This is a genomic window from Clostridium sp. AM46-21, assembly GCF_003480025.1.
GTDB lineage: Bacteria > Bacillota > Clostridia > Lachnospirales > Lachnospiraceae > Coprococcus > Coprococcus ammoniilyticus.
In genome coordinates this window covers 1-16,122 of the sequence record NZ_QUIB01000025.1, presented here as the reverse complement: position 1 = coordinate 16,122, position 16,122 = coordinate 1, and the positions used below count along the sequence as shown (strand labels likewise).

At 41.2% G+C, this 16,122-nt stretch carries 13 protein-coding genes and 1 pseudogene; 13 read left to right on the top strand and 1 reads right to left on the bottom strand.

Annotated elements, in window-relative coordinates:
• The first annotated feature begins 31 nt into the window (after positions 1 to 31).
• From panC to DW959_RS13790, 7 genes are all read left to right on the top strand, one after another.
• Positions 32 to 883: a pantoate--beta-alanine ligase gene (panC, locus tag DW959_RS13815; RefSeq protein WP_008403076.1), complete on the top strand. Its 852-nt coding sequence runs from the start codon at positions 32 to 34 to the stop codon at positions 881 to 883.
• 66 nt (positions 884 to 949) lie between these two features.
• Entirely contained in the window at positions 950 to 2,176 is a 1,227-nt protein-coding gene (coaBC, locus tag DW959_RS13810) for a bifunctional phosphopantothenoylcysteine decarboxylase/phosphopantothenate--cysteine ligase CoaBC (RefSeq protein WP_021944041.1), read from the top strand.
• Between the two features lie 20 nt (positions 2,177 to 2,196).
• Positions 2,197 to 2,520, top strand: a complete 324-nt coding sequence (locus DW959_RS14945; protein ID WP_279221010.1) for a VanZ family protein — start codon at positions 2,197 to 2,199, stop codon at positions 2,518 to 2,520.
• Complete coding sequence (locus DW959_RS14940) at positions 2,496 to 2,672, top strand: VanZ family protein (RefSeq protein ID WP_347475366.1); 177 nt, start codon at positions 2,496 to 2,498, stop codon at positions 2,670 to 2,672. Before DW959_RS14945 ends, DW959_RS14940 begins: the two co-directional genes overlap by 25 nt.
• Positions 2,659 to 2,970, top strand: a complete 312-nt coding sequence (locus DW959_RS13800; protein WP_021944043.1) for a hypothetical protein — start codon at positions 2,659 to 2,661, stop codon at positions 2,968 to 2,970. Before DW959_RS14940 ends, DW959_RS13800 begins: the two co-directional genes overlap by 14 nt.
• A 4-nt stretch (positions 2,971 to 2,974) precedes the next feature.
• The gene (locus tag DW959_RS13795) at positions 2,975 to 3,571 is read left to right on the top strand and encodes an HD domain-containing protein (protein WP_021944044.1); all 597 of its coding nucleotides are present in this window, start codon (positions 2,975 to 2,977) and stop codon (positions 3,569 to 3,571) included.
• Positions 3,568 to 5,694, top strand: a complete 2,127-nt coding sequence (locus DW959_RS13790) for an aminopeptidase (RefSeq protein WP_117823578.1) — start codon at positions 3,568 to 3,570, stop codon at positions 5,692 to 5,694. Before DW959_RS13795 ends, DW959_RS13790 begins: the two co-directional genes overlap by 4 nt.
• 134 nt (positions 5,695 to 5,828) lie before the next feature.
• Here the strand turns inward: DW959_RS13790 and DW959_RS13785 are convergent, their stop codons facing one another.
• Positions 5,829 to 8,129: a GGDEF domain-containing protein gene (locus DW959_RS13785; RefSeq protein WP_117823580.1), complete on the bottom strand. Its 2,301-nt coding sequence runs from the start codon at positions 8,127 to 8,129 to the stop codon at positions 5,829 to 5,831.
• Between the two features lie 284 nt (positions 8,130 to 8,413).
• On the opposite strand from DW959_RS13785, the gene purM reads away from it, so the two are divergent.
• The 6 genes and pseudogenes from purM (at position 8,414) to radA (ending at position 15,839) form a co-directional block, all read left to right on the top strand.
• The gene (gene purM, locus DW959_RS13780) at positions 8,414 to 9,439 is read left to right on the top strand and encodes a phosphoribosylformylglycinamidine cyclo-ligase (protein ID WP_021944047.1); all 1,026 of its coding nucleotides are present in this window, start codon (positions 8,414 to 8,416) and stop codon (positions 9,437 to 9,439) included.
• Positions 9,433 to 10,059 carry a phosphoribosylglycinamide formyltransferase gene (gene purN / locus DW959_RS13775; protein ID WP_021944048.1) on the top strand — a complete coding sequence of 209 codons (627 nt, stop codon included), beginning with the start codon at positions 9,433 to 9,435 and terminating at the stop codon, positions 10,057 to 10,059. The genes purM and purN overlap by 7 nt, the downstream gene beginning before the upstream one ends.
• 14 nt (positions 10,060 to 10,073) lie before the next feature.
• Positions 10,074 to 11,345, top strand: a complete 1,272-nt coding sequence (gene purD, locus DW959_RS13770) for a phosphoribosylamine--glycine ligase (RefSeq protein ID WP_117823582.1) — start codon at positions 10,074 to 10,076, stop codon at positions 11,343 to 11,345.
• A 135-nt stretch (positions 11,346 to 11,480) separates the two neighbouring features.
• A complete protein-coding gene (locus tag DW959_RS13765; RefSeq protein ID WP_117823584.1) occupies positions 11,481 to 13,934 on the top strand; it encodes an ATP-dependent Clp protease ATP-binding subunit in 2,454 nt (817 codons plus the stop codon).
• 128 nt (positions 13,935 to 14,062) lie between these two features.
• On the top strand, positions 14,063 to 14,479 hold the full coding sequence (locus tag DW959_RS13760) for a hypothetical protein (RefSeq protein WP_021944051.1): 417 nt from the start codon (positions 14,063 to 14,065) through the stop codon (positions 14,477 to 14,479).
• An 8-nt stretch (positions 14,480 to 14,487) separates the two neighbouring features.
• Positions 14,488 to 15,839, top strand: a pseudogene (gene radA / locus DW959_RS13755) (DNA repair protein RadA).
• The last annotated feature ends 283 nt before the right edge of the window (positions 15,840 to 16,122 follow it).

The window sequence follows — 16,122 nt, the reverse complement described above, 5'->3', positions numbered from 1 at the left end:
GACAGGATCAGGAAAGGACTGGAAATCAGAAATGAAGATTTTAAAAACAGTAGATGAAGTAAGAAGTCAGGTTAAGGCATGGAAGAAAGAAGGCTTAAGTGTTGGACTTGTACCAACAATGGGATATCTCCATGAGGGACATCAGAGTCTGATCAGGAAATCCGTAGAACAGAATGACAGAACCGTTGTATCTGTATTTGTCAATCCGATGCAGTTTGGACCAACAGAGGATCTGGAGAGTTATCCAAGAGATCTTGATGCAGATGCAAAGTTATGCGAGACAACAGGTGCAGATGTGATTTTTCATCCGGAACCGGAAGAAATGTATAAGCCGGGATTTTGTTCTTATGTCAATATGACAGGGCTTCCGGATGCATTATGCGGACTGACTCGTCCGGTACATTTCAAAGGTGTATGTACAGTTGTAAATAAATTGTTCAATATCGTTCAGCCGGATCGTGCTTATTTTGGTCAGAAGGATGCACAGCAGCTTGCGATCATCATGCGTATGGTTACAGATCTGAACATGGATATTGAGATTGTTGGATGTCCGATCATCCGTGAGGCAGATGGTCTTGCCAAGAGTTCCAGAAATATTTATCTGAAGCCGGAAGAACGTCAGGCAGCAGTTGTACTGAGCAAGTCAGTTAAGCTTGGACAGAAAATGATCGAAGATGGTGAGCGAGATGCGAAGAAGATTGTAGCAGCAATGAAAGACCTGATCGGATCAGAGCCACTTGCAGATATTGATTATGTTGAGATGGTGGATATGGATACCATGAAGTCAATCGATATAGTAGAGGGACATGTCCTTTGTGCTATGGCAGTCAGATTTGGCAAGGCAAGATTGATCGATAACTTTATCCTTGATATGAACAAATAACAGCCGGATCAGCATTCGTTCCGGACAGAATGATTTTCAATGATACGATGCAGAATGGAGAAAATGATGTTAAAGAATAAGACCGTTGTTTTAGGTGTAACAGGAAGTATAGCAGCATATAAGATGGCAAATGTTGCCAGTATGCTTGTAAAACTGCATGCAGATGTAAATGTCATCATGACAGAAAATGCGACCAATTTTATCAATCCGATCACATTTGAGACCTTAACAGGAAATAAGTGTCTGGTGGATACCTTTGACCGTAATTTTCAGTTTAACGTAGAACACGTTGCACTTGCAAAACGGGCAGATATCTTTATGGTTGCTCCTGCATCGGCAAATATTATTGGGAAGATTGCAGGCGGCATTGCAGATGATATGTTGAGTACTACGATCATGGCTGCAAAATGTCCGAAACTGATCGCACCTGCAATGAACACGAATATGTTAGAGAATCCGATCGTTCAGGATAACATCAGGAAATTACAGTCTTACGGCTATGAGATCATAGAGTCGGCAAGCGGATACCTTGCCTGTGGAGATACAGGCAAGGGGAAGCTTCCGAATGAACAGTTGTTAGTTGATTATATATTAAAGTATATTGCAGCAGAGAAGGATATGCAGGGAATAAAAGTACTTGTTACCGCAGGTCCTACGATGGAAGCAATCGACCCGGTTCGCTTTATTTCCAATCATTCAACCGGTAAAATGGGATATGCGATCGCCAGACAGGCGATGCTTCGTGGGGCGGATGTGACACTTGTAACAGGAAAGGTAGCGATCACACCGCCAGAATTCGTAACAGTAGTGCCGGTTACCTCTGCACAGGATATGTATGAAGCAGTAACGGCTGCCAGTGCAGATCAGGATATCATTATCAAGGCTGCCGCCGTTGCAGATTACAAACCGGCAGAAGTATCAGATAACAAGATCAAGAAATCGGATGCTGATATGAGCATTCCACTTACAAGAACAAAAGATATTCTTGCATTCCTTGGAATGCAGAGAGAAGAGGCAAGAAAGACAGATGGGGACAGCAGACTTGCCAGACAGATTATATGCGGATTTTCGATGGAGACACAGAATCTGCTGGAGAATTCCAGAAAGAAACTGGAAAAGAAGAAGATCGATATAGTCGCAGCAAATAACTTAAAGACAGCGGGGGCTGGATTTGGAACAGATACCAATGTGCTGACATTGATCACACAGGATGAAGATATTGAATTGCCACAGATGAGTAAAGAGGAGTGTGCAGACAGACTTCTTACCCAGTTAATAAAAATGAGGAAATAATATTAACCTGGAGGCTGGCATTGAGCATAGAAAATAAGAAAAAGCTGCGGGCGTTATGCCTGGTGCTATTTATATTATACAGTATATCCATTGTCTATTTCCTGATATTCAGTGATATGTTTGGAAGGGGACATGGATATGAAGAGATGCGGTACAATCTGACACCGTTTCTCGAGATTAAGCGTTTCGTAAAGTACAGAAGTTATATGACGACCACAAGCGTGATGTTGAATCTGGTTGGAAATGTTCTTGCTTTTGTACCGTTTGGAATGTTGATCCGCTGGGTCAGAGGTAAAAAGACCGGTTTTTTACAGCGACTCTGGCGGCATTTACGTTTTCGTTAAGTATTGAACTGGTACAGCTGATAACAAAACTTGGGGTGTTTGATGTTGATGATATTATCATGAATACCTTTGGCGGCATGCTTGGATATATCATATATTATATTCTGGCACGATTTGACAGAAAAAGGAGAAAAAAGATTGAAAAACAGTGATTTCAGGGTTTCTCCACCCGGAAGTTCAGGAGATACGATCATTTCATATATATTGGGAATTTTGGGCGGAATCTTTATAATACTTTCCGTGATCAAATCCATTATATCAAGAGGTACGGTAGAACGTATCTATGGGGTATTGATGATCAGTGCATTTTTGATGGCATTTACCGGAATTGTATTCGGCGTGATCGGGTATCATGCAGAAGAAGGTGGGGTTACATCTAAGAAAATGGCGGTTTATCTGAATATCATAGTTTTTATTATATCAGGCATCTTTTTTATGAAGGGAATATAAGAGTGTGGATGAGAGACTGAAGAAACAACTGGATTTTATACTGGAGGTTGACAAGAGCAAATTTGTAGTCAGACAGACGTATCTGACAGATGGAATCAGAAAAGAAGATGATGCAGAACATTCCTGGCATATTGCACTTATGGCAATCTTACTGGCGGAATATTCAAATGAACCGGTTGACGTATTAAGAGTGGTTTCCATGCTGCTGGTTCATGATCTGATCGAGATAGATGCAGGTGATACATATGCATATGATAAAAATGCAAATGCAACAAAAAGAGAACGGGAATTAAAGGCTGCTGACCGGATATTTAATATCCTGCCGGAAGATCAGGCGAAGAAGCTTCGTGGACTCTGGGATGAATTTGAGGAGTATCAGACGCCGGAAGCCAAATTTGCACATGTAATGGATAATCTGGCGCCGGTTATGTTAAGTGATGCCGTTGGAGGAAAAAGCTGGAAAGAGCATGGCGTTTTCGAGAACCAGGTGTATGGTAGAAACAAGCGGACACCAGAGGGATCAGAGACGTTATATCAGGTGATTGATGAGGTGTTCCGGAAGAACATTCAACTTGGAAACATAAAGGGAGACAATAAATGACATATTATAAGGATATAACAGCAGAATATGAAGATATCGAAGATCGTTACGAACTGATGGTTGAGCGGATCCGTTCGATCACAAAAGAAGAAACAGTGGACATGCGGTATCGGGATTATTTTGTAAGAACTGGAGAATTTTTACTGCAGTTAGATAAAGTGATCGAAAAGGTAAAAAGTGGGATGTCCATTTCGGAGAGCTGTACAGCGGGAGAATTACAGCAGATAAATGCAGCACTTTATCAGGATGTTATGCCTGAAAATTACGAAACGAGTTATTGCAACTATGAATACACCAGACAGATGTTTGGTGAGAAAATAGCAGAGGACGAGATTGAAGACATAGACAAGCGGGAATATTTATTTGCTGACTATCTGACATTTCTTTGTTATGAATTCCATGGACTGATCGCGGCAGCATTTGAAGGAAGAGTTGTAGACCTTACTGTATGGTTTGAATTGTTTGTGGAGGTATATGGGATCTTTGAGGATTTTCCATCTGTTAAAGCAGTAAAAGATGCCATTTATTATTTTGAACATGATTATGCGGAGTTCTTCATGGATTATCGTGTGCGTGAGAAGATGGATCCGATTCTTTCCTTTGCGACAGATATTGTCATGGAATGTGAAGACGGAGATAACAGCTATTTATATGAATATGGCGAATACATCGGAAAGAATGAATTGGAAACGGAAGCGTTTCTTCGCAGGATGTCATCAGAAAAAGTGGCGTCGATTGCCCGGACTTATACAGAAGGGTTTCGACAGGGCTTTGTAGCGGCCGGAATTGATATGTCAAAAAAGAAGCATGTAAATATCCGGTATTCGATTGGTATGGAGCGCATCGTAAAAGCTGCAATCCTCCAGTTCCGTGATATGGGGCTGGAACCGTTATGCTTCCGTTATGATACCAACCGGATCAATCGGATCAGAATGAACCGGATTGGTTATGTAGGTACTCCGGTAAATAAGCAGATGGATTACGATCATCAGATGGATCAGGCGTTATTCCTTGATCGTAAGCTGATGGAACGAAAGTTAGAGATAATGCGTGGCGCTTATGAGAAATACAGATATGAGGCGTCTGTATATGCAGGACCGGCGTGTATCGAGATCTTTGGTGAGACACCGTTTGAACCGGTAAGCAAGCCGGGACAGCTTACGCTTAGCAAGAAGCAGCAGGAGCTTGGTGTGGAATATACCAATGAACTGTCACAGATCGTGAATGAATATATACCGGGGGATGAGTACAGCTTTACGATCATCGCATATCCAATGCCGGAGATCGGAGATGATTATGAAGAAATATTTGAACAGATCATCCGGATCAACAATCTGGAAAGTGATGTATACCGTCCGGTTCACCAGATGATCATCGATGAGCTGGATCAGGCAGAATGGGTACATGTGATTGGACAGAATGGTAATCAGACTGATATGAAGGTATCGATGCATGTGTTAGAGCGCCCGGAGACAGAGACAAATTTTGAGAACTGTCTGGCGGATGTGAATATTCCTCTTGGCGAGGTTTTTACATCGCCGAAGCTTACCGGAACGCATGGAGTTTTAAATGTGAGTGAGGTCTATCTGAATGATCTGAAATATGTTGATCTCAAGCTGACCTTTGAAGATGGAAAGATCAAAACTTACACCTGTAAGAACTTTGACAGAGAAGAAGATAATGTAAAATTTGTAAAGGATAATCTTTTGGGCGGACGGGATACACTGCCGATCGGAGAGTTTGCGATCGGAACGAATACGACCGCATATGTACTTGCAAATAAATATAACATGGTATATAAATTGCCGATACTGATCGTAGAGAAGATGGGACCGCATTTTGCAGTCGGTGATACCTGCTATAGCTGGAGCGAAGAAAATATCCTTCATAATCCGGACGGCAAGGAAATCGTTGCAAAGGATAATGAGTGCTCGATCCTTCGAAAGACGGATATCAGCAAGGCGTATTTCAACTGCCATACCGATATTACGATACCATATGATGAGATCGGAGGCATTTATTCGGTTCATGCAGATGGAACCAAAGTTGCCATTATCGAAAATGGCAGATTTGTTCTTCCGGGAACAGAGATGTTAAATGAGCCGTTTAAAGAGGCAAAATAAAAAATAAACCATATAAATGAGAGTGGATTCATCATCCTGAACATGGGAGAGAAACTATCATTTATATGGTTTATTTTATTTCACAGCGTTTATCTGTGCTTTTATAAAGAAGTTAGTATTCGTATCGTATTTTATTATTTTAAAACAGACATTCGCTTATATCGTTTATTTGAATACAGTGCGCTGTCTGCCTGGCTTAACAGATCCTCAATCTTGATATTCGGATCGCAGGAAAATTCCGATACACCGACACTCATTTCGATATAATATGGTTTGCCACAGGTTTCATTTAATTCATTGGACAATTCCTGAATCCTTGCCTGTACAGTCTTAGGAAAATCAGGATCATCAATGAAAGCAAAACATACAAACTCATCACCGCCGATTCGACCGACAATGTCACTCGCCCGGAAACTTGTCATCAGGATATTTGCAATATTCTTTAAAGCAAAATCTCCATCGTTGTGTCCGAATTTATCGTTTACGATCTTTAAGCTATCCATGTCTGCAAACAGTAGCATTGCCTTACGTCCATGATTGGCAGGTTTATTGATCAGGTATTCTACTTTTTCCATTAATCCACGTCTGTTATTGACGCCGGTCAGTTCATCGGAGGTAGACAGGTGATTTAACAGCTCATTTTTTTCATGGATCTCATTTAAGGACATTACTAATTGTTCTTTTGTCTGGATCTGTTCTTTTAAAAGTGATAAATATTTAAAAGAAGCCCCAAGATGAAGAGAAGTTGTATAAATGTGTCCAAAGTGATCTACATCTGTATTACATACAAACAGACCATGATGTTGTTCATTTGTAAAAATAGGAACAATAACAGCGGTAAATCTATCTTCAAACCCGGTATATTCATTGTCAAAGATATCGGTAGATGCAATACGACGTGTTTCACCTGATAAAACAGCTGTATGTTTTGGATTGTAAAAAGCTTGAAGATACAAAGTATCCGGCGTTTTCCAGCTTCCGTCCGGTTGAATGGCGACGGGTTCATCATACGCATATAAATAAGATGCTGCAAATCCAAGGTCTTTTAATTTAGCAAGCATAGATGAAAAGGTTTTTGCTGTATCGGTTCCATATGTAAGAGTATCTCTTGTAATATAGATTGAAGACCATGATCCCGTTTTGCTGTCATGTTCCTGTTGGTACAAAGAAGTTGACAAAAACTGTGCGATAGCACTTGTAATATGAGAATTTAGCCGATAGTATTCAGACCGTTTATCCGGATCGTTGATTAATGCTATGATGACACCGGAAAAACAACGGAATGAAAATGCAATATTGGTTACTGAAAAGAAACTTGTGACAGGAGATGACAATAATGACATCAGTTTGTCTACAATCAGATTCTTTGGATATGGTTTTGCCTTTGGTAAAACAGCAATTTCTATTATATCCTTCCAGATGCTGTTGATCTGATCAAGAACAATCGTACCAAAAAAGCTGTTTTTAATGTTGCCTAAAATAGAATCATCACAGTATTCCAGAATATCTGTTACAGTAGAGGAATTGTCAATCGGCATATGTTCGGTATTTTCATGCAGACTGCACCCACATGATAATCGTTTTACAAAGTGGGAATCCAAGACAGAAGAACAGAATTCGCCTGCCTTAATATCCTGAATGATCTTGCCAACGGCACGATAGCCCAATGCAGGGGTGTTCGCGTTTACGGTTGTAAGGGGTGGAACCATAGTTACGGAACCGGGAGAGTTGTCAAAACCGATTACACTGATATCAGCTCCGATTCGGATGTTACGGCTTTTCAATTCCTGATAGCCGCCGATAGCCATCTGATCGTTAGAGAAAATAATTGCATCAGCATCCGGATTATCATCAAGCAGTTTGCCGACAATCTCACGACTGTATTCAGAATAATCACCGTATACGATCATATCTTCGGTGATCGGTATGTTGTGAGCTTTCATTGTAGTTCGGTATACATTCAAACGTTCCAGAGCATCTTCATTTGTCTTTCTTCCGGCAACAAAACAGATATGCTTTCGGTTGTGATGAATAATCAGATGTTCGATGGCATCTCGAAGACCGGCAGTACTGTCGGTCTGTAAACAAGGATAACCTGAAACCTTAGATTCCAGAGTAAGGATCGGAATATCTTTAAAAGTATCCAAAAATGCTTCAATACTTTTTTGTGATATAAAAGATGCGATCGTGCCAACGGACACGATCAGGGCATCCAGATTTTCTTTTTTAGCATAATAAAAAACAGAGTTGTACTGATAATCATAAATTTCGTTTTCAGGATCGTTAAATGAAGCATTTAAAAACATGCCCGGAAAGACGATAAGATTCACGTCTAGCTCTTTCGCTGCGTATTCAGCTCCTTTACATATTTCATTTGCATATTCATTGTCGAGATGACATATGAATAATCCGATGTTTAATCTATTATTTGTCATACAACTACCTCTTGTTAACGAAAAAAACAGTTACTCTGCATATAACGTTATATTACCATAAATGGGAATCATTATCAAATTATATTTGATATTTATATAGTATTTTTCAAAAAAAAGAAACACGCTTTGCTGACAAATAAAATTGTGCCGAACAGAGACCTGTTTTGGGCTGGTATATTTGTGAGAATGGCTTCTTTACAAACAGAAATTAATCCCGTATAATTTATAAGAATCAATTGGCATGAAAATGCACTTTATAATGGATAAAACAGGAGGATTTTACAATGGATTACAAGAATGCCGGCGTTGATATTGAGGCAGGATATAAGTCAGTAGAACTTATGAAGAAGCACATCAAGACAACCATGAGACCAGAGGTATTAGGTGGTATCGGAGGTTTTGCTGGTGCGTTCAGTCTTGCAAAGATCAAAGAGATGAAAGAGCCTGTATTACTGTCTGGAACAGATGGATGCGGTACAAAAGTACAGCTTGCATATATCATGGATAAGCACGATACGATCGGAATCGATGCTGTGGCTATGTGTGTGAATGATATTGCATGTTCTGGTGGAGAACCTCTTTTCTTCCTGGATTATATAGCATGTGGTAAGAATTATCCGGAAAAGATCGCTACGATCGTAAGTGGTGTTGCAGAAGGCTGTAACCAGTCCGGCGCAGCTTTAGTTGGCGGCGAGACAGCAGAGCATCCGGGACTTATGCCGGAGAATGAGTATGACCTTGCAGGATTTGCTGTTGGTGTCGTAGAGAAGGATGAACTTATCACAGGAGAGAATATCAAAGCCGGAGATACATTGATCGGTATCGCTTCAAGCGGTGTACACAGCAATGGTTTTTCACTGGTTCGTAAAGTATTTGAGATGACAAAGGAATCTCTGGATACATATTATGATGAACTTGGAACAACACTTGGCGAAGCACTTCTTGCTCCGACAAGAATTTATGTAAAAGCATTAAAGGCAGTAAAGGATGCCGGTGTAATGATTAAGGGTTGCAGCCATATCACAGGCGGCGGTTTCTATGAGAACATTCCAAGAATGCTTCCGGACGGAGCTCGTGCGCAGGTGAAGAAGGACTCATATGAAGTGCCTGCTATATTCAAGCTCCTTGCAAAGAAGGGCGATATAGATGAGCATATGATGTACAATACATATAACATGGGAGTTGGTATGTGCCTTGCAATAGATCCTACAGATGCAGATAAGACAATAGCAGCTATAGAGAGTGCCGGAGACAAGGCATTTGTTCTCGGTACAGTAGTAGCCGGTGAAAAGGGAGTAGATTTATGCTAAGAATAGCAGTTCTGGTTTCCGGTGGCGGTACGAACTTACAGGCGATCATTGATGCAATCGCAGCAGGAAAGATCACAGACACCGAGATTGCAGCAGTTATCAGTAATAATAGAAATGCCTATGCACTGGAACGTGCAAAACAGGCAGGTATAAAAGATATCGTAGTATCACCAAAGGATTTTGAAACAAGAGATGTATTTAATGAGAACCTGTTGAAGATTTTACAGGAAGTGAATCCGGATCTGATCGTACTTGCGGGATACCTTGTAGTTATTCCGGAGATTGTGATTGATGCATTTGAGAACCGGATTATCAATATCCATCCTTCTCTGATTCCTGCTTTTTGTGGTACAGGCTATTATGGACTCAAGGTTCATGAGGCAGCGTTAAAAAGAGGTGTAAAAGTAGTAGGTGCTACGGTACATTTTGTAGATAAAGGAACCGATACCGGTCCGATCATTATGCAGAAAGCGGTTGCGGTACAAAACGGAGATACTCCGAAGGTGCTTCAGCAGAGAGTCATGGAGCAGGCAGAGTGGAATATTCTACCTGCTGCTATTGATAAGATTGCACATGGAAAGGTTCGGATCGAAGACGGCATAACAGTTGTAGAAGACTGACAGGAGGAAAACAAATGAAGATTTTAGTTGTAGGTGGCGGCGGAAGAGAGCATGCTATTATTACAAGTATTGCAAAGAGCAGTAAAGTAACAAAAATCTATTGTGCACCGGGAAATGCAGGTATTGCAGAATTGGCAGAATGTGTGGATATCGGTGTTATGGAATTTGATAAACTGGTTGATTTCGCAAAGAAGGAAGCAGTTGATCTTGCAGTTGTAGCTCCGGATGACCCGTTGGTTGCCGGTGCAGTTGATGCATTTGAAGCAGCGGGCATCCGTGCATTCGGTCCTCGAGCAAATGCAGCGATCATCGAAGGTTCAAAGGCATTTTCCAAGGATCTTATGAAAAAATACAATATACCTACAGCCGCATATGAGAATTTTACAGATGCAGAATCAGCACTTGCATATCTTGAAACGGCAAGCTTCCCGATCGTATTAAAAGCAGATGGACTGGCACTTGGTAAAGGTGTTCTGATCTGTAAGGATCTGGAAGAAGCAAAAGCCGGTGTAAAAGAGATCATGCTGGATAAGCATTTTGGAAATGCGGGAAATACTATGGTTATCGAGGAATTCATGACAGGACGTGAGGTGTCTGTTCTTGCGTTCTGTGATGGTACAACGATCAAACCTATGACATCCGCACAGGATCATAAGCGTGCACAGGACGGTGATCAAGGATTGAATACCGGTGGAATGGGAACATTTTCACCAAGCCCATTCTATACAGATGAGATCGCAGATTATTGCATGGAGAATATATACAAGCCTACAATGGCAGCCATGAAGGCAGAGAAAAGAGAATTCAAGGGTGTATTATTCTGCGGACTTATGATCACGCCACAGGGCGTAAAGGTACTGGAATATAATGCAAGATTTGGAGATCCGGAGGCGCAGGTTGTTCTTCCTAGAATGAAGAATGATATCATTGATGTATTTGAGGCGTGTATTGACGGAACTCTGGATCAGGTAGAACTTGAATTTGAAGACAACGCTGCTGTATGTGTAGTACTTGCATCTGACGGTTATCCGGTTTCCTATAAGAAAGGATATCCGATCTCAGGTCTAGAGACATTCAAAGACAAGGACGGATACTATGTATTCCATGCCGGAACTAAGTTTGAAGACGGCAAAGTTGTAACAAATGGCGGTCGTGTACTTGGAGTAACAGCTACAGGAAAGGATCTTCATGAAGCCCGTGCAAATGCATACAAGGCAACCGAGTGGATCACATTTGAGAATAAATATATGCGTCATGATATCGGTAAAGCGATTGATGAGTGTTAATTATTATTGAAAGATATACGAAAGAAAAAAGTCTCTGGGGAACATACTAATATATGGGAGCCGGGGACTTTTGTATCATAACAGAAGATAGTAGGCAGAAAATGTCATATACTATGAAAAAAGAGGTGACATAATTTGAAACTTCCGAACAGTGAAAAATTACAGGAAATATTAAAAGAAGCCAAACGGATATCCAAGAAGCTGGGGCAGAACTATATAGGAAGTGAACATCTGTTGATGGCACTTACCTTTGTCAGTGATACGGCACCGTTTGTTGTTTTACAGGAAAATGGAGTAACGATACAGTCGATCATTAATATCTTAAGCCAGATACCATTAGCCGGAGGAACCTTTGGCGCAGAGAAAAGCAAATATACAAAATCCGCAGAGTCGATTCTGGAGCTTGCGGGAAATGAAGCAAAACGTCTGGAAAGTACAGAGGTAGGAAGTGAGCATCTTCTGATTGCCATTTTGAAGCATCTGGATTGTACGGCGGTAAAAATCATACTGTCATTAAAGGCAAATATACAGAAAATATATGTAGACATCATGTCTGCATGTGGAGTGGATGGCAGTACGGCAAAGAAAGAATTTGTAAGTCTGAAAAAGGGAAAGAATAAATCCAAGGCATCGGCAACACCGACGTTGGATCAGTTCTCCAGAGATATGACGATGGATGCCCGTATGGGAAATCTAGATCCGGTTATAGGCAGAGAGAAAGAGATAGAGCGTGTGCTTCAGATTTTAAGCAGACGTATGAAGAACAACCCATGTATGGTTGGAGAACCGGGTGTAGGTAAGACTGCGGTAGCAGAGGGGATTGCTTACCTGATCGCTGCGGGAGATGTGCCGGATACAGTACGGGATAAGCGACTGTTGTCGCTAGATTTATCCAGTATGGTAGCGGGTTCCAAGTACCGTGGAGAATTTGAGGAACGGATCAAGAAGGTGATCGCAGAGGTAAAAAATGCCGGAAACGTCATTCTGTTTGTGGATGAGCTTCATACGATCATCGGAGCCGGTGGAGCAGAGGGAGCAATCGATGCATCTAATATCTTAAAACCATCCTTATCGCGCGGAGAGATCCAGATGATCGGAGCGACGACGCGTGCAGAATACAGAAAATATATAGAAAAGGATGCAGCGTTGGAGCGAAGATTTCAGCCGGTCTATGTGGAAGAGCCGACCAATGAAGAAACAGTAGAGATCTTAAAGGGACTTCGCTCTGCATACGAGGAACATCATCATGTAGAGATCAGTGATCAGGCACTGGAAGCAGCGGTATCATTATCGGTTCGATATATCAGTGACCGTTTCCTGCCGGATAAAGCTATTGATCTGATGGATGAAGCCTGTTCCAGAAAACGTCTGGGATTCGGAAAGAAGGCAAAGAAGACACTGCCATTGGAGCTTGAGATACAGGCGTTTTCCGATGATATTGAGAACCTTTTAGAGGCTGGAGATATTGATGAAGCGGCAGAACTGTTAAAGAAACAGAGAAAGCTGGAAACAAAGCTCGATAAAATGAAGCAGAATAAAAATGCGAAAAGTGTTGTAGTAGATGCAGAGGATATTGCGGATGTTGTATCTGTATGGACGAAGATTCCGGTAAACAAACTGACCGAACAGGAATCCAAACGTCTGGAACGTCTGGAAGAGGAGTTGTATAAGAGAGTTGTCGGTCAGAATGAGGCAGTTGATGCGGTAGCAAGGGCTATCAAGAGAAGCCGTGTAGGCTTAAAAGATCCAAAACGTCCGGTTGGTTCGTTCTTATTCCTTGGGCCTACCGGTGTAGGTAAGACTGAATTGTCGAAAGCTCTTGCAGAAGCAGTATTTGGCAGTGAGGACGCATTGATCCGTGTTGATATGTCGGAGTACATGGAGAAACACAGTGTGTCGAAGCTGATCGGGTCACCTCCGGGCTATGTTGGCTTTGAGGAAGGTGGACAGCTTAGTGAGAAGGTTCGTTCCAATCCATACTCTGTTATATTGTTTGATGAGATAGAAAAGGCACACAGTGATGTGTTTAATATATTATTACAGGTATTGGATGATGGACATATCACAGATTCTCAGGGCAGAAAAGTAGATTTTAAGAACACGATTATTATCATGACATCTAATACAGGCGCACAGAGGATTATTGATCCGAAGAAGCTTGGATTTGTTACCGCGTCAAATGCAGATACAGAGCACGAAGATATGAAGAAGAATGTTATGGATGAGGTAAAACAGAACTTCAAGCCGGAGTTCTTGAACCGTATTGACGACATTATCGTATTCCGTGCACTGACGGAGGAGGATGTAAGAAATATTTCGAATCTTCTATTAAAAGAATTAAAGCAGCGTGTTGCATCGCAGATGGAGATTCAGTTGAAGTTTGGAGATGCAGTTAAGAAACTGATCTTTGAGAAAGGCTACGATAAGAAATACGGAGCAAGACCGTTGAAACGTGCGATTCAGACGAATATAGAAGATGAGCTTGCAGAAGCAGTCTTAAAAGGTGAGATCAAACGGGGAGATACCGTTCAGGTGACTGTGCGCAACGATAAGGTGAAGTTTGTAGTAAAAAATGAACCTGAAAAGTAGTTGCTTCCAAATCTATAAAATAATTGTGAACTGATTATATTTGGTGTGGCAAAAGCCGGAGCATTATTGTATAATCAGATTATAAAAGTGCCGGGTAAGGCATGAGTATAATGTACAGGAGGATAAAAATGTCAGTAATCAACGATTTAATTAACATAGAGTCCGATTCACTGGATTTCGGAAATTATGAATTAGCAACAAAGACAAAGAAAGATGGTATTGAATATAAAGGTGATATCTATAAGATCAAGACTTTCAATGAGATCACCAAGCTTGAGAAGAATGGTATGTTTGTATATGAATCAGTACCGGGTACAGCAGTACATGGCTTCCGTTCATCAGAAGAAGATGTATCATTTATAGTAGAAGGAACAGAGACCTCATCTATTACACTGGAGCTGGAACCGGAAACAGATTACAAGATTCATATTGATGATATATATGTAGGAAAGAATAAAACAAATCTCGGTGGCAAGTTAAGCATCAGTGTAGATCTTGAGCCGGGCAGAGAAGTAAAGGTAGACGTCAGAAAAGCATTTGACTAGGAGTTTATATGGCAAAAGAAAAACAGATCTTTTTTTGCCGGGAATGTGGATTTGAGTCAGCAAAATGGATGGGACAGTGTCCGGGATGCAGATCCTGGAATACGTTCTGTGAAGAAAAAGTAACGGTAGGCGCCAGAAAACAGTCCGGAGGACGGACTGCTGTGGTGCCTACAAGTATTTTAGAAGTAAAAACGGCTGATGAGACAAGATTTTCCACAGGACTGGAAGAATTGAACAGAGTACTTGGAGGAGGAATCGTAAACGGTTCTCTTGTTTTGGTAGGGGGAGATCCCGGTATCGGTAAGTCGACAATCCTGCTTCAGATGTGCAGAAATCTATCAGCGGACGGTCATAAGATTCTTTATGTTTCAGGTGAGGAATCTTTGTCACAGATCAAGATGCGTGCGGAACGAATTGGTACATTTCAGAAGGATATGCTGCTTTTGTGTGTAAATATCTGGAAGATGTAGAAGAATATGTCAAGAAAGACAAACCGAAGGTTATTGTTATCGACTCGATTCAGACAATAGTAGTAGAGGATATAGCATCGGCGCCGGGAAGCGTATCTCAGGTAAAAGAGGTAACAGCACGTTTGATGCAGATGGCAAAACAGATGGATATAGCGATCTTTATCGTTGGACATGTTACGAAGGAAGGAACGGTAGCAGGTCCGAGAAATCTGGAACATATGGTAGATACGGTGTTGTACTTTGAAGGCGATCGTAATGCAGGTTTCCGTATTCTTCGTGCGGTAAAGAACCGATTTGGCTCAACAAATGAGATTGGTGTATTTGAAATGCTTGAAACCGGCTTGTCAGAGGTGAATAATCCATCAAAGGTTATGCTGGCAGGTAGACCGCTTCAGACATCCGGTTCGGTTGTAGTATGTTCTTTAGAAGGAACCAGACCGATCCTGCTGGAGATCCAGGCACTGGTCTGCCAGACCAGCTTTAATCTGCCGAGACGTACAACAGTTGGTTTGGACTATAATCGTGTGAACCTTCTTCTTGCGGTACTTGAAAAGAGAGCGGGAATGGTGTTATCAGGAAGTGATGCATATGTCAATATAGCCGGTGGTATGCGGCTTGATGATCCGGCAGCAGATCTTGGAATTGTATTTGCACTTGTTTCCAGTTTTCGTAATCGTCCATTGGATGAGAGTATGGTCGTATTCGGTGAAGTAGGACTTTCAGGAGAAGTCCGTGGCGTATCCGCAGCAGAGCAGCGTGTAAGAGAAGCGGTAAAAATGGGATTCCAGACATGTATTATGCCAAAGACAAATGCAGAGCATCTTAAGAGTATAGAGGGCATAAAAGTAGTAGGAGTATCGAATATCAGTCAGGCGTTAGAGTACATATAAGATTGTATTTATTTTAATACAATTTTTGTCAAAAAAAGTGTTGACATCTGACGTCTGATTTAGTATTATATCAACTGTTCGCGGTACGAAACACCAAACGAACAAAGATCACAACTTACATATTTCATGATGATTCTCATCTGGAAAGCATGCAGAACATCAAAAAAGAAATTAAAAAAGTTGTTGACAAAGAACACTGAATGTGATAGCATATAGAAGTTGTCGCTGATGAGTTCGACAACAAAGAACCTTGAAAAATTAACAACATGACAACCCTGAAATT

Coding starts and splice junctions, on each gene's coding strand:
- DW959_RS13760 (WP_021944051.1), top strand. CDS start 14,063: ATGTCAGTAATCAACGATTTAATTAACATAGAGTCCGATTCACTGGAT.
- panC (WP_008403076.1), top strand. CDS start 32: ATGAAGATTTTAAAAACAGTAGATGAAGTAAGAAGTCAGGTTAAGGCA.
- purM (WP_021944047.1), top strand. CDS start 8,414: ATGGATTACAAGAATGCCGGCGTTGATATTGAGGCAGGATATAAGTCA.
- coaBC (WP_021944041.1), top strand. CDS start 950: ATGTTAAAGAATAAGACCGTTGTTTTAGGTGTAACAGGAAGTATAGCA.
- purD (WP_117823582.1), top strand. CDS start 10,074: ATGAAGATTTTAGTTGTAGGTGGCGGCGGAAGAGAGCATGCTATTATT.
- purN (WP_021944048.1), top strand. CDS start 9,433: ATGCTAAGAATAGCAGTTCTGGTTTCCGGTGGCGGTACGAACTTACAG.
- DW959_RS13785 (WP_117823580.1), bottom strand. CDS start 8,129: ATGACAAATAATAGATTAAACATCGGATTATTCATATGTCATCTCGAC.
- DW959_RS13790 (WP_117823578.1), top strand. CDS start 3,568: ATGACATATTATAAGGATATAACAGCAGAATATGAAGATATCGAAGAT.